17 protein-coding genes and 1 tRNA gene are annotated in these 13,219 nt (G+C 68.9%); 4 read left to right on the forward strand and 14 right to left on the reverse strand.

Annotated elements, in window-relative coordinates; all coding sequences use genetic code 11:
- Positions 1-67: 67 nt before the first annotated feature.
- The 7 genes from NY1_RS02965 to NY1_RS03000 all read right to left on the reverse strand — a co-directional run bounded on the left by NY1_RS02965 (position 68) and on the right by NY1_RS03000 (position 6,577).
- Positions 68-140 (reverse strand) — tRNA-Gly (locus NY1_RS02965).
- A gap of 114 nt (positions 141-254) precedes the next feature.
- Entirely contained in the window at positions 255-1,055 is an 801-nt protein-coding gene (locus tag NY1_RS02970; RefSeq protein WP_067707631.1) for a DUF8176 domain-containing protein, read from the reverse strand.
- A gap of 40 nt (positions 1,056-1,095) precedes the next feature.
- Positions 1,096-2,781: a cutinase family protein gene (locus NY1_RS02975; RefSeq protein ID WP_067707633.1), complete on the reverse strand. Its 1,686-nt coding sequence runs from the start codon at positions 2,779-2,781 to the stop codon at positions 1,096-1,098.
- A 12-nt stretch (positions 2,782-2,793) separates the two neighbouring features.
- On the reverse strand, positions 2,794-3,483 hold the full coding sequence (locus NY1_RS02980; RefSeq protein ID WP_157575221.1) for a hypothetical protein: 690 nt from the start codon (positions 3,481-3,483) through the stop codon (positions 2,794-2,796).
- Positions 3,484-3,710: 227 nt separating this feature from the next.
- Complete coding sequence (locus NY1_RS02990) at positions 3,711-4,583, reverse strand: MinD/ParA family ATP-binding protein (RefSeq protein ID WP_067707640.1); 873 nt, start codon at positions 4,581-4,583, stop codon at positions 3,711-3,713.
- A gap of 46 nt (positions 4,584-4,629) precedes the next feature.
- Positions 4,630-5,412: a DUF8176 domain-containing protein gene (locus tag NY1_RS02995; protein ID WP_157575223.1), complete on the reverse strand. Its 783-nt coding sequence runs from the start codon at positions 5,410-5,412 to the stop codon at positions 4,630-4,632.
- A gap of 22 nt (positions 5,413-5,434) precedes the next feature.
- Positions 5,435-6,577: a hypothetical protein gene (locus NY1_RS03000; protein WP_157575225.1), complete on the reverse strand. Its 1,143-nt coding sequence runs from the start codon at positions 6,575-6,577 to the stop codon at positions 5,435-5,437.
- A gap of 329 nt (positions 6,578-6,906) precedes the next feature.
- On the opposite strand from NY1_RS03000, the gene NY1_RS03005 reads away from it, so the two are divergent.
- The gene (locus NY1_RS03005; RefSeq protein WP_067707649.1) at positions 6,907-7,542 is read left to right on the forward strand and encodes a DUF8175 domain-containg protein; all 636 of its coding nucleotides are present in this window, start codon (positions 6,907-6,909) and stop codon (positions 7,540-7,542) included.
- Positions 7,543-7,557: 15 nt separating this feature from the next.
- On the opposite strand, the gene NY1_RS03010 is transcribed toward NY1_RS03005, so the two are convergent.
- Entirely contained in the window at positions 7,558-7,746 is a 189-nt protein-coding gene (locus tag NY1_RS03010; protein WP_067707651.1) for a DUF397 domain-containing protein, read from the reverse strand.
- On the reverse strand, positions 7,743-8,642 hold the full coding sequence (locus NY1_RS03015) for a helix-turn-helix domain-containing protein (protein WP_084534577.1): 900 nt from the start codon (positions 8,640-8,642) through the stop codon (positions 7,743-7,745). Before NY1_RS03015 ends, NY1_RS03010 begins: the two co-directional genes overlap by 4 nt.
- Before the next feature lie 156 nt (positions 8,643-8,798).
- On the opposite strand from NY1_RS03015, the gene NY1_RS03020 reads away from it, so the two are divergent.
- Together NY1_RS03020 and NY1_RS03025 are read left to right on the forward strand one after the other, a co-directional pair.
- The gene (locus NY1_RS03020) at positions 8,799-9,017 is read left to right on the forward strand and encodes a hypothetical protein (RefSeq protein ID WP_157575227.1); all 219 of its coding nucleotides are present in this window, start codon (positions 8,799-8,801) and stop codon (positions 9,015-9,017) included.
- Positions 9,014-9,238 (forward strand): hypothetical protein, encoded by a 225-nt coding sequence (locus tag NY1_RS03025; protein ID WP_067707660.1) that lies wholly within the window; start codon positions 9,014-9,016, stop codon positions 9,236-9,238. Before NY1_RS03020 ends, NY1_RS03025 begins: the two co-directional genes overlap by 4 nt.
- A gap of 147 nt (positions 9,239-9,385) precedes the next feature.
- On the opposite strand, the gene NY1_RS03030 is transcribed toward NY1_RS03025, so the two are convergent.
- The 5 genes from NY1_RS03030 to NY1_RS44130 all read right to left on the reverse strand — a co-directional run bounded on the left by NY1_RS03030 (position 9,386) and on the right by NY1_RS44130 (position 12,596).
- Entirely contained in the window at positions 9,386-9,922 is a 537-nt protein-coding gene (locus tag NY1_RS03030) for a hypothetical protein (RefSeq protein WP_067707666.1), read from the reverse strand.
- A 54-nt stretch (positions 9,923-9,976) separates the two neighbouring features.
- On the reverse strand, positions 9,977-11,152 hold the full coding sequence (locus NY1_RS03035; protein ID WP_218028285.1) for an MFS transporter: 1,176 nt from the start codon (positions 11,150-11,152) through the stop codon (positions 9,977-9,979).
- A gap of 42 nt (positions 11,153-11,194) precedes the next feature.
- Complete coding sequence (locus tag NY1_RS03040; protein ID WP_067707668.1) at positions 11,195-11,806, reverse strand: disulfide bond formation protein B; 612 nt, start codon at positions 11,804-11,806, stop codon at positions 11,195-11,197.
- Positions 11,803-11,964, reverse strand: coding sequence for a hypothetical protein (locus tag NY1_RS42590; RefSeq protein WP_157575228.1), 162 nt, complete (start codon positions 11,962-11,964; stop codon positions 11,803-11,805). Before NY1_RS42590 ends, NY1_RS03040 begins: the two co-directional genes overlap by 4 nt.
- A gap of 374 nt (positions 11,965-12,338) precedes the next feature.
- Positions 12,339-12,596: a hypothetical protein gene (locus NY1_RS44130; protein ID WP_067707671.1), complete on the reverse strand. Its 258-nt coding sequence runs from the start codon at positions 12,594-12,596 to the stop codon at positions 12,339-12,341.
- 295 nt (positions 12,597-12,891) lie between these two features.
- Here NY1_RS44130 and NY1_RS03050 point away from each other — a divergent pair.
- A partial coding sequence (locus NY1_RS03050; protein ID WP_084534578.1) for a hypothetical protein occupies positions 12,892-13,219 on the forward strand: 328 nt, incomplete at its 3' end.

Raw genomic sequence — 13,219 nt, forward strand, 5'->3', positions numbered from 1 at the left:
CGGTATGCCCGTGTCCGAAACGGCGAAACCCCGGTCCGGCCTGATGGCCGTTCCGGGGCTTCGAAAGAGCGGATGACGAGATTCGAACTCGCGACCCTCACCTTGGCAAGGTGATGCGCTACCAGCTGCGCTACATCCGCAAACCGCTCACCTGGGCGTTTCCGTCCGTGGCTTGCGAGAGAGAACATTAGCCGACGACCCGCGGAAGTTCCAAAACGCCAGCGTAACGGCCGTTTCTCCGGCCCTGCGGCGCGTCACCGCGGCGTGCCGTCCTCGTACGGCACGATGGCGCTGATCAAGGTCCGGTCCCCGCTCGCCACCGTCAGCACCAGCTGCGGCGGCCAGGTCTTGCGGGTCGAATCGGGATGCGTCTCGTTCACCACCATGATGTGCTGCCCGTCCAGCGGCCCCGGCAGGATCTGCACGCAGTAGGTGGTCCCGGCCGGAATGGAGTCGATCCCGGCCTGGATCTGCGCCACGCTCGGCGCGGCCGCGTCCGGCGCGTACATCTCCCGCACCTTCGCCCCGGACCGGTCCACGTAGTACCGGTTCTGCAGGGCGAGAATCACATCCGTCCCCGATTTCGTACTGCCCGGCCCGTTCCCGCGCACATGCCCGCCATTGACCTCGCTGGCACAGCTCCCGGCCGCCGCGGCCGCGGGCTCCGCCGAGGTCGTGGTGGTCGCCGAGGTCCCCGCCGGAATCGTGGCGACCGCCGTCGGATGCTCCTGCGTCCCGGTGACTTTCGACACCTGCACCGCCACCGCCGCCACCACCGCGAGCACGGCCAGCACCCCCAGCAGCGGCGCCACCCACGCCCGCCCGGACGGGGCCTGCCGATGCACCCCGGCCCGCCCCAGCCGCCGCGCGGGCGCGGGTTCGTCGTCGTAGTACTCGTCGTCGTAATCGTCGTAGTCGTCGTCGCGGTACCGGCTCTCGTACCGATCCTCGCGCGCCGCAACGGGTTCCGGCGCGGGCTCGATCCAATCGGCCCAGCTCCCGCTGTACGCCCCGCCGCCCGTGGGTTCGGGCGGATCGGATTCTCGCGTGCTCATCGCGCCCCCTGTCTTTCCCGCCGGGCGCCCCCGCGCGGCCTCATCGCACGGCTTGCGGCTGGGTGCCCGGAATGATGGCCGGCTGCCCGCTGGTCGTCGGCACGCCCGAGCTCTGGAAGAACGGCAGCCCGCTGGACGGCGCGCCCGGCGTGGTGGTCCCGAACAGATCCGGCGCGCTGCTCGAGGTCGTCGCCCCGCCCCCGAGCGGGAACCCCGGCATCACACTGGTGGTGACCGTCGACCCGCCCGTGAAATCGAACCCGCCGGTGGGCTTGTCGCTACCCCCGCTCGGCACCGTCCCGCTCTCGACGGCGCTCGACAGATCCTGCGCGATGGCCGCGAACCACCGTCCCGCGTACTGCGTCGCGCTCTCCCCGAAATCGGCGCCCGGCGCGACCGTGTAATCGTGCTTCTGCGCCATGTTCCAGTATCGCGACCAGGTGGTCACGTCCAGGAGATCCTTGTTGTCGGTGATGTTGGTCGACACCGCCGTGAACGCCTGCTGCACCAGCGTGCTCACCGTCGTCGGCGGCACCAGCGTGGTGACGGCGCTGACCAGTTTGGTCCCCAGCACGGCCAGCCCCGCGATCGGATTGGCCAGCCCGGCCGTGGCGATCTCGGCGATATTGGTGGCGGTCAGCACCGACTTCACCACCGACACCACCGAATTGATGGCGATGGTCCCCACCTTGATCAGCGCCTGGAACGCCGACCCCAGATCCAGCGAGGTGGTCGGCGAGGATGCCTCGGCGATCCGCTCGGAGATCGACTTCTTCGGCTCGTAGGACAGATTCGCCAGCGACTCGCCCTTGACGTCGTTGTTCACCACATTGGTGAAGGTCTTGATCGAGGTGTAGGCCAGCGCCTCCGCCACCGATTTCAGCGAGGCGATGGGATCCCCGCCCGAAACCTCCACCTGCCCGGCGATATTGGCCACCGCCCGCACGATCGGCGCGCCACTGGGCGCGTCGCAGGCCAGGTCCCCGCTGGAGCAGAAGCTGGCGACCCGCCCGGCGAGCTTGCCGAAGCTGACCGACGCGTTCTTGTCGTTGCCCATGCCCGCGCCGGTCGCGCCCATCGAGTACTGCGGCGGATCCTCCAGCGCCGCCACCGCTTTCCCGCTGGTCCCGGGCGCGGCATCGGGCTTGGTCTTGCCGGGCGAACTGGGGAACAGCCCCGCGGCGGTATTGCGGGTCGGGTCGCCGAACAGCGCCACCGCCACCACCTTGTCGGCGGACACCACCCCCTTGCCCGCCCCGACCTCCTGCGCGAACAGCGAAGCCACGTGCGCGCCTTGCGAATACCCGGTGAGGGCGATGCGGGTGCTGGGGCACCGTTCGACCACCTGCTTCACCATCGACTCGAGGGTGGTCTTGCCCTTGGCCACCGATTGCAGATACGGCGTGGTGCCGCTGGTCGTAGCCCCGCCGAAGGTGGCGTCATAGGGCACGTACGCGCGTGCCACCAGTTCGGTGGCGTCGGCCATCATGGGCCGGAACACCGTGGACAGCATTCCGGTATCGGTGGTGATGGCCGCGTCCGGCGAGGATTCGCCGGTGCCTTGAATCCCGAACGCGAACAGCGCCGGGCATTTGTCGAGATTGATCTGGGTACTGGGCGCGTCCGCGCGCGCCCCGCCCACGGCCACCGCCGCGACGGCGCACACGACCGCCGTGAGCAGCGCCGAGTTCCGGATGGTTCCCGCGGACAACAGTTTCCGATGCATTTCGCACCTCGTTCAGCTCGGGGACTCGGGTGCGTCGGCGGTGACGCGGGCGGTGATCCGGGCGCCGGCCTGCCGGGCGGCGATGAGGATCTGTTCGGCGAGCAGCCGAACCGGTTGCGGTGGGGTGCGGGTGGGGTCCCCGTCGTCGAGCGGCGAAAAGCCTTGCGCGGGCGTCCACGCCGCCAGTTCGTGCGGTTCGAGGGCGCGCCAGGGTTCCAGCCAGCCGAGCCGCCAGGTGCGCGCGCCGAGTTCGTGCGCGAGCCGTTCGGCTTCCTCGCGCCGGGTGGCGACGGGCGCGGGCAGTGGCCGCGCGGAGTCCGAGACCGTGAGAATTCCCACCACCTCGGACCCCGCGGGGGTGGCGCGCTGCTGATGCGCCAGCAGCGCCCGCTGCAAGGTGTTGATTCCTCGCATATGCGACCGTGCCACCAGAACCACGAGCGGCGAATCCATATCGGCCCCGAGCCCGATCCGCGCCGGCCAGCGCTGCCCCGCATCCCCGGCCCAGCTCATGCTCGCCGCCAGACTGCTCACCCCGGCCCCGCCGTGCACCCCGACCAGCCACAGCAGCGGCGGCGGCCCGGTGGGATTGGGCACGGCCCGATGCCACATCGGCACCGGCGGCGCGGCGACCGCGGGCACCCCGGCTGGAAGCACGCCGGGATGACGAGGGGGCAGGTCCGGTTGATGACGCGCGGACATGTCCGAGTGCAGAAGGACCGGATCCAGTTGTGGGACCGGACCCGGTTGAGAGAGGACGGGACCCGGTTGAGAGAGGAGCGGATCGGGGTGGGGGAGGACCGGACTGGGTTGGGGGAGGACCGGACTGGGTTGGGGGAGGACCGGATCCGGCGTCGCGCGCGTAGGTGCTGACGAGAGTTCCTGGTAGTCCTCGGCATACGGCGAGGCGGGCCGTTCCCGGAAGGTGGTCATCGCAGCGCCCCCAGCAGGGCGAGGTACGCGTCCCGGGTCTCGGCGGCGAGCCGATGCCACGACACCATCCCGCCCCCGGCGAGGTGAATGTCGAACGGCACCTTCACCACTTCGCGTACCCACGACCCGAGATGGGTGCGCACGTGTTCGACCACCGCGGCCGCCGATCCCGGCACCTGCTCGGTCAGCACGATCACCGCGTCCCCGACCACGAATTCGCTGTAGTTCTCGTCCAGCCATTGCAGGGCCGGTTGCAGCCGGTTGATGGCATCCGGCCGCGCCGCCACGGTCAGCACCAGCCCGACCCGCGGATCGGCGAGCAGCGGCGCGGCCAACCGGCTGGTCACCGGCGCGCCCGCGTCGAAAACCGCCAGCAGCCCCGCGGTTTCGAGGTGCCGCGCCACCGAGACGAGCGATTCCCGGCGCGGCAGGGCTTCCGGGCTGCGGCTCAATATCCGCACTCCGGTAGTGGTCCGCCCCGCGTACGCCCCCACCGTGGAAGCGAGTTCGGGATGCGGTGCGTCCAGCCACTTCTGGAGCGTCCCGGGCGGCGCCGCCGCATCGCAGCCGCGCAGTGCGAGGTCCCCGCCGCCGAGCGTGGCATCGACCGCGACCGGCCACACCTCACCTTCGCTGTCGACCGCCGCCGCGGCCGCGAGCCCCATCGCCGTGGTGGTGGCCCCCGACGATCCGGAGCCGCCCAGCACCAGCGCCGACGGCAGCGCCGCGCGGAGCAGCCGCCCTTGCCCGCCGCGCAAAGGCACCGGGTCCGTGGGTGATCCGGCGGCGGCGGGCCGCGACAGTACCGCCGGTTCCTCCGGCCGGCCGGGTTCGTCGAGGCCCCGCAGGAAATCGTGGATCTGCGTCATCAGTCACCTCCCGCTCCGGGTGGTGTGACGCGGCGGCGGGCGCTCATCAGTTGCCTCCCGCCAGAATGGCGCTGATCCGAGCCTGCCCACCGGACACGGTGGTGATCATGATCTGCTGCCAGGAGGGCCGGGAGCCGTCCGGCCGCAGCTCGTCGACGTTCACGTTCCAGCGATCCGACCCCAGCGGCGTGATGGTCACGCAATGCTGGGTGCCCGCCGGGGTCGCCGAAATGGCGGTGCGCGTGGCCTCTTCGCTGGCGGCCTGCGCGCCCGGGGCGAGCAGTGCGCGCACGGCCGCCGGATCGCGCTGCACGTACCAGGCGTATTCGAGCCGCATGATCGCACCGGGCCCGGTGCCGGGATCGCCCGCGCCGGAACCGATCACCCGGTCCGGGGTGTTGACCGCCGGGCACCACACGTTCAATCCCGGCTGGGCGTCCGTGGCGGAGGTCTGGGGGCTCGGCGGGGGAGCGGCGACGGGTTCGTCGGCTTCGGGGGTGAAGGTCAGCCACACCGCGACGCCGAGCACCACCAGGGTCAGCAGCGCCCCGCCCGCGAGGAGGAAGCGGTCGCGCAGCTGCCGCCGGCGCTGGGTCTGCGCGGCGCGCCGCCGGGCTTCCAGGACCAGCGGGGCCATCGGATCCTCGGCCAGCAGTTCGGTTGCGCTGAGCCGGGATTCCCGATCCGCCGCCGATTCGACCGGTGCGGCGCCCTCGTTCAGCCATTGCGCCCAGCCGGGAGCCGCCGCCGGGCTGTCCGATTCGCCCGCTATCGGGTCGAGTGCGGGCAGCGGCGGGCGCGCGGCTAGGCCATCGTCCTGTTCGATCACGGCGTCTCCCGTGCCGTTCCGGTCACGCACCCGGCGCGGGTGCGATCGCGGCCAGGAAAGCTTCGGGGGTCAGCGCGGGCATGTTCTCCACCGCCGTGCGGAAGGAGTCGACGGTCGCGGACGCGTCCTGCACCGCCTGCTGCACCACGGGGACGACCTGCTGCTCGACCACTTGATTGACCTGCGTGGCGAAATTGTCGACCGCGGTGTAGACCTGCTCCGCGACGGGTTCGATGACCTGGGCGACGGGAGCTGGGGCGAGCTGCGCGACGGCTTCGACGATGGGGGCCGAAACCTGTGCGGGCGCAGGGTTGATCGTGGCGGAGGCATTGACAACCCCCGGGTGATCGATCGATTCCGGGTTGGCGGGCTGAGGTTTGGTCGCGTCGCCACCGCCGAGAGCACCTGCCAAGATCGCGCCGAAGGTTCCGGTGATGCCGACCGCCGGAATGCCCACCACGGCAGCACCCGTCAGACATCCGGTCACGCCGCCGATCAACGCACCAGCTGGAGCGCCTACGCCGGCCGTCGGAATTCCCCCGATCAGGCCGCCCGCGACCGCGCCGACCGCTGCACCCACCCCGCACCCGATCGGAACCAGCGCGACGGTCGCGATGCCACCGGCAGCCAGACCGAGGCCCGCGCCGCCGAAGCTCGAGGCGGCCAGCCGATCGGACTCGTTCTGCGAGAAGCCCATCCTGTCGTAGGCGGCAGCGATCTGCCACTCCGCCATGTCGACGTACGCCTGCGCCTTGTCGCGGGTCTTCTTGTCCACGAAGTCCGGCAACTCGACCGAGTTCGTCCCCACCCGCAGCTTGTGCGGATCGGTCGACAACACCGCGGGCGCGTTCTCCGCGGGCGCTTCCGGCTGCGTCTCTTCCCCCGCCGACTGCTCCGGCTGCTTGGGCTGCACATACGTATCCATCTGCGGATTCGTCTGCTGGCTCGGCCGGGGCCGTGAGGGCGCCGGAATCGGCGGGTCCGGAATGTAATCCGCCGGGCTGGGCGTATTCGCCGCCGGCTGGTTTTCCGTGGTCAGCCCGGGTTGCCCCTCACCGGGCACCGCCAGTCCCGGTTGCCCGGGGGCGGCGGCGCTCACGCCTTGACTCATCACCAGCGCGATCGGCAGCATCGACAACGCGACGGAAGTTAATCTCTTCGTCATTTCCCATTCCCGTTCCCCGAATGGACAGCGGCGGGCCGCTTCGCCCGAAACCCCCCTGACCCCATGGCATTCCACACCACCGGCCCGCATCGCAAGTGGTTCACCCGAATATGCTCGAAATGACCCATGATGAATCCCCACAACCGTGCGATGATCATCTTGCGGTCCAGATCTTACTCGTAACCCGTCTTCCGACAACCTGATACGAGCCAGTCGGCACGAATTCTTAAGAACGGCACTTAAGCCCTCGTAAGATCAACCGCACGCCGGGGAACCATACTGCGCCCCAATATGTCTCGCCCGCACGCGTTTCCCGAGGAGTGAATCCGATGCGCGCCCGCGCAGCACACTTCAAGCAACTGCTCGTTACGGTTCTCGCCGCCGTCGCCCTGACCGCCTGCGGCGGCAACGATCCCGCCGAGGTGGCCACGACGACCCCGCCGCCGGATCCGGCGCGCGCCCCGGCGAACCTGCGCTGGGAGAACTATCAGGGCGTCCAGTTACCTTTGGGCGGCGAGGACGGTCCCAACAAGCTGGCCGCCGTCCCCCTCGGCTACGCCCACACTCCGCAGGGCGCGGCCCTCGCCGCCATCAACCACAGCGCCCGCCTGTCCCTGGCCCCCGACTCGGTCTGGCCCACCCTGGCCGCCAACGCGCTGCTGCCGGGCCCCGGCAAGGACGCGTGGGTCCTGGCCCGGGTCCAGGTCTCCCTCACCGCCGCCACCGACCCGACCGTGGCCCCGCACATCACGGCGTACAAGATCACCGCCTACGACCCGGCGCGCACCGCATTGACCGTCTACGCCACGTACTCCGACGCGAGCATCACCGCCACCGACACCACGGTCGTCTGGTCCGCCGACGACTGGCGGCTCCAGCTCCCGGACCCCGCCGCGAAAACCGTGACGGTGCATTCGGTCAAGACGATCCCAGCCGACGCGGTCTCGCTGACGGCTGCGAAGTAGCCGCACCCAGGAGGGTCAGATGAGGCGGAGGAACCGATCCCAGTCCGCGCCGGAGAACACCAGCGCCGGGCCGCCGGGGTCCTTCGAGTCCCGCACCCCGACCCGCGTGGCATCCGAGTCGAGGAAGGCGACCTCGACGCACTCCGACGCATTGGCGGATCGGGAGGATTTGAACCACTGGGCTTCCGACGGATTGTCGATCATGCCGAGTACTCCTTGATTAGCGCCACCATCAGATCTCTGGTGTCGTCCTCGTCCAATGCTACGTGGCGCATATCGGTGATCGCGCGCCGGAAGCGGGCGAGCGCGTCGGCGTGTTCGAGATACAACGCTCCTTCCGAGCCGTCGATGTACGCGACCGGTGGTTCGACCAAACGGCTTGCGAGCGGCGGAAATTCGAGCAGGGTGAAGGACAGGGCCACCAGGCCGCCGTGCATGCCCGCTGCGAAGGGCACGATCCGGATCGAGATGTTGTCCTGTTCGCCGATCTCGATCAGGCGCCGCAGTTGACCGATCATCACCGCAGGTCCGCCGGGTAGATGCCGGGGCACCGCCTCGGAGAGCAGGGCTTCGAAGCGAAAACCGGTCTCTGTCAGCCGCTCCTGTCGATGCGCCGCGACCTCGAGTCGCCGATCGAGGTCGGTGGGGGAGATATCCGGGATGCTGGCCTGGATGATCGCGCGCCGGTAGTCGGGTGTCTGTAACAGGCCGTGGACCAGCACGAGCTGGTGGGTGGTCATGCGGTTCGCGGAATCCTCGAGTCGCAGATAGTGATCGAAGTGCGGTGCGTACTGGTCGGCGTATGCCTGCCACCAGCCCTTGTAGGTGCCCTGTAGCTGTGCGGCCTTGGCTTGCTGCCGTACCTCGTCCCACAACTGGAGCGCTTCGGCGCGGACTTCCGGCCGGACGCGATAACGGTCGAGCAGTGTTTTGAGTTGGGGCGTAGAGACTTTGGTCGGTTGCCCGTCCTCCATGCGGAGGATGGTTTGCTTGGAAGTGTCTATTTCCAATCCGGCGGACATGAGAGTCACTCCGGCTTGTTCGCGAAGCCCGCGAAGATACCGACCGAACGCTCTGCGAGGGACTGTGGACCCGACCATTTCTTAGCCTCGCTATCTGGGGAGGAGGTACCACGGACCGGTTCAAAATGGACTTCCAGCCAGTTTCTCGCGGGATCTTCCATGACAATCCGGCGAATCCAATAATGACAGATACCGAGTATTTGCCACAAAGGATTTCGGCGAGGAGGCATCGAAATGTCTTGGGATGCATGGGCACTTCTGTTGATCATCGCGCTGTGCTCGATGGTCATCGTCAAGTCGTGGTGGGACTTCTACCGCGACGCGCACTCCACCGAATCGCCGGTACTGCACCTACCCCTGCTCAACGGCGGGCATCTCGAGATCCCCCGCCTCGCCGAGCAAGCACCCGGCCGTCACCGTCCCCTCCGAGCGAAAGCGCATTCCCGCCGATGACTCCCGTCGAGATCGCCGTCCTGTACACCCTGCGCCCCGGCGCCGCCCAGACCATCCGCGAGATCCAGCAGTCCGCCACCCTCACCACCTGGCGCGCCCGGAACGCCGTCGCCCATCTCGCCGCGCGCGGCCTGATCACCGCCACCGCCCCCGGCAACCGCTGGCGCATCACCCCGCGCGGCAGATCCGCCCTGGCCACCAAGGCCAAACGCTTCGGCTGACCGCCGCGACCGGCGGCGACTCGCCCGGACCCGCCGCGTGCGACCGGTGGACCCGTTCCGTATAGGTTCGAGAGGTATCACCGGATCGGTCGACGAGGAAATAGAGGTCGGATGCACTGGGACCAGATGTCCGCCACACCCGAGGACCTACGCGCCGGCGTCACCCGGCTGCGGCGCGGCGTCGGGCAGCTCGAGGTCCTCGATTCGATCATCGTCACCGCCGAAGGTCCCTGGCTGGGCGTCATCGACGCCGACGGTCGCGGCACCGCCGAACTCCGCATGCATCTCGCGGGCGTCTACCGCATCACCGTCACGGTCACCAGCGCCGGCAAACTCACCCGCGCCCACATGGTCTCGCCCCGCGACGGCGACCAGGTGCTTTCCACCAAACCCGCCGACCGTCGCGGCTGGGATTCCCCCGCCGACACCCCCAAACCGCCCGACTGGCTCGACCACGTCCTGACCTGGGTCCATTCGGCGAGCACCGATGTAGACCGCCGCGCCGTCATCGCCTGGCGCCTGAAGGGCGCCGACCAGAAACTGGCCTCCCTCGAGGACACCATCGCCTCCCTCCGTGACAGCCTCCGCGAACGCGAACAACTCCGCGACGACCTCACCGCCGAGATAGCGGCCCTCCGAACCGAACTCGCCGCCGCCCCCGTCGAACCGGTCGTCGAGCGGCACACCACCGTCGAAAATACGGACAAATTTCCCGCTGATGTGCCACTCACGGAGGCGTCACCGGCGGCGGAGGGCGAGCGCGGTGGCGAGGGTGGCGGCGAGCCCGCCGAGGCCCGCGACGACGAAGGCGGTGCGGGGATCGGTGTGGTCGAGGAGCAGGCCGCCGCCGAGGTAGGAGAGCGCGGCGGCGATGCCGATCGCGCCGTAGAGGGTGCCGAAGACCCGGCCGAGCAGATCGGCGGGGACGGTGCGCTGCACGAGAGTGTTGGTGGCGACGTCCATTCCGGCGATGCCCAGGCCGCGAACGGCTTGCACGGCGAAGGCGGCGGCGACCGCTCCGGCGAGACCGGTGAGCAGGTTGCCGGCGCTGCTGACGGCGAAACCCGCGATGAGCAGTACGGGCATGGACAGGCGCGAGTGGGGGCGAGCGAGTAGGGCGTACCCGGCCAGCAGGCCGATGCCCACCGCGGCGAGCAGCAGCGCCACCGCCGAATCGCCGCCGTGCAGTGTGTCTTTCGCGAGGAAGACCAGCGCGACATCGTCGATGCCGTTGCATGCGACGACCGCGAAGAAGCCGAGACCGAGGGCGCGCAGCAGGGGAGTGGTCGCGATGTAGCGCAGTCCGGCTTTGGTCTCCGTTAAGAGCGAGCCGCGAGTTTCTTTGTCCCCCTGCGCAGTTGCGGGCAGGAAGAGCAGCAGCGCCGCCGAGATCAGGAAGCTGGCGGCATCCAGCAGGAACACCCCGCGCACCCCGAGGAACGGCAATAGACCGGCCGCCACCAGCGGCCCGAGCGCTTCACCGCCATTGGTGCCGAATCCCACTGCGGCATTGGCGCTTTCCAGTTCGTCATCGCGCACCAAGCCGGGAACAACTGCGCGCGAAGCGGGTTGGAAGATCTGGCCCGCGATGGCCCGCACGCCCACCAGTACCAGCAGCGGGCCGAGGGGCGGCAGCCACACGGCGATCAGCAACATGACGATCGCTTGTGCCAGTTCGCAACTCACCATGACCCGCCGCCGGTCGAAGCGATCCGACAGGGCTCCGGTCAGCGGTCCCAGCAATGCCGGTGCGAAGTCACCCACCAGCAGCAGCGCTGCCACCGCCAGCGCCTGGCCGGTTTCGCTCGCCACGTACAGCATCAAGGCGACCAGGCTCAGCGAATCGCCCAGGAACGACACCGTGCGCGCCGTCCACAGCAGCCGGAACGCCTGATTCCCCCACAGCAGCTGCACGGGCTGATCATAGTCAGCGCCGTGCAGCTGTTTTCGTGCTGTCTATCCGAACAGGTCGGTGAAGAACTGGTATCCGGTGGGGTCGCCGGTCATCTTCCAGTGCAAGCCTTGCAGGAAGAAACAGGCGATCAGGTTGGTGCCCGCGAACAGCGCCAGGATCCACGGGGTGAACCGTGCGGCGGTGCGCAGTGCGCCGGAAGTGACTGCGGCAGTGGCGGGTTCGGTGAACTGGGTCAGGAAGAGCATAATCCCGCCCGCCGCCACGGCGGCCACGAAGGCGATCAGCGCCCAGGTGTAGAGATGCAGGCCGAACAGCGCGCCGGCGTAACCGGGGTCCGGCGGCACGATGTGCATGAGCACCTGCGAACCCGACACCAGCGCGCCCAGCACGGCGACGAGAATCGCCCAGCCCCAGCCGGTGGCGAATTCCCGGGTACTCACCGTGCCCCTCCGCGATTTCACGATGATCGAGGTCGGTCCGATCGCGCTGAGCAAGAAGAACATTCGCTGCAACAGGCACATCGGGCACGGGTACTCCCACAGCACGAATTGGAAGGTGTACGCGCCCGCGAGAGTCGCACACATTCCCAATACGTACAGATGCGCGAACCACAATCCGAGGCGATGCGACAACCCCGATTCCGCGGCGTTCACAGGGCGATCCCGAAATGGTGGCTCGCGATATGCGGCAGCCACGCCAATACCGACAATGCCAGGGTGGCGGCGCACATCGACATCCAATAGCGGCGCGGCCGATCCCGCACCACCGCCAGCACGCAGAGCAGAATCGAAGCGAATAGCAGCGTGTACATCTCTCCTGATTTCATAGGGGATTTCTCTTCATCCCCTACTTTTCAGCTCAGGCAAACTGCCCGCTAGCCACCGCTATTCGATGTACTCATAGACTCGGTCTATGGCCGCGCGCGGGTGGGTGCACCGGCAATGGTGCGGCCAACACCTCCAGGCCCAGGATCGCCAGCGGCAGTTCCGGTGTACGGCGACCCCTTGTGGTGAGCGCTACATCGGTGAAAGGCGCACCAGCACATACACCGCGACCATGGCGGACGGCGATTCATTGCCGGAAGATGCGCGCCAGGGTCACCGCCAGCGGCACCGCGCACAGCACCCAGGCCAGTCCGATCAGCAGTGCGGTCATGCTGGCCTCCGAGCCAGCCTGCCGATCGGGTCAGCGGTGGCTGCCCGGCCCGCCACCGCGCCCGCCGTTGCCGCGTCCGTCATGTCCTGAGCTGCCGGAACCGGTTGTGCCGGAACCGTTTCCGCTGAACCTGCCCTCACCGCCATGATGCAGGCCGTCGTGACTGCGGGTGCACTGCCGGCACTCGGGCGTATCCGCGGTCGCGGGCCCGGCGGTCTGGGCGATGAGCCCCGTCGCGGTTATCGCGACGATCACCAGGGTCCGGCGGAGGGTGTGTGCACCGATCATGGGGATTCCTTTCCGGCCGGAGTCGCGGGGGTGCGCAGATGAGGGGAATGCGCGCCCCCGCGCTCACGGGAGACGCCGCCGAGGCGGCGCCCGATGCCGGAGCAGCACCCGGCACCAGGCTTTCATACGATCTACGTACGTAGACAGTAGATATGAACGGGCTGCCGCACAAGCCTTTCCGCCCGATTCCGCGACCTCGCCCGGGATGTCCGGCCGGATGGTTCGAAGGGTGGTCCGCATCATACCCCCAGGGGGTGGATGAACTGCTCATTTCATACCTGGCTATCCTGGCAATGTGGTCGACCAGCGCGCATCGATTCGGGCGACCGGGCTGGTTCGCCTGCTCGGCGTGCTGACGTTGCTGCTCGGCATCGCGGCCATGCACGCGGGCGTTTTCGCCACCGGAACCATGCCCTCGCATTCCTCGGTCGTCGTGTCCTCCCCGGCCGACTCCGGCGCCGCATCGTCCGATCACGCGGCCGCTGCTCCCGCCGACCATAGGTCCGGCGGGCACGGCATCGCACACGAATGCGCCTACTTCATCCTGACCGCGCTGGCCCTCGGGATCGGCCTGATCCTGCTGGCCCGGATCCGCGCCGCCGCCGGCGCTCGCCTCCCGGCCC

Source organism: Nocardia yamanashiensis NBRC 100130, from assembly GCF_001613325.1.
Taxonomy (GTDB): Bacteria; Actinomycetota; Actinomycetes; order Mycobacteriales; family Mycobacteriaceae; genus Nocardia; species Nocardia yamanashiensis.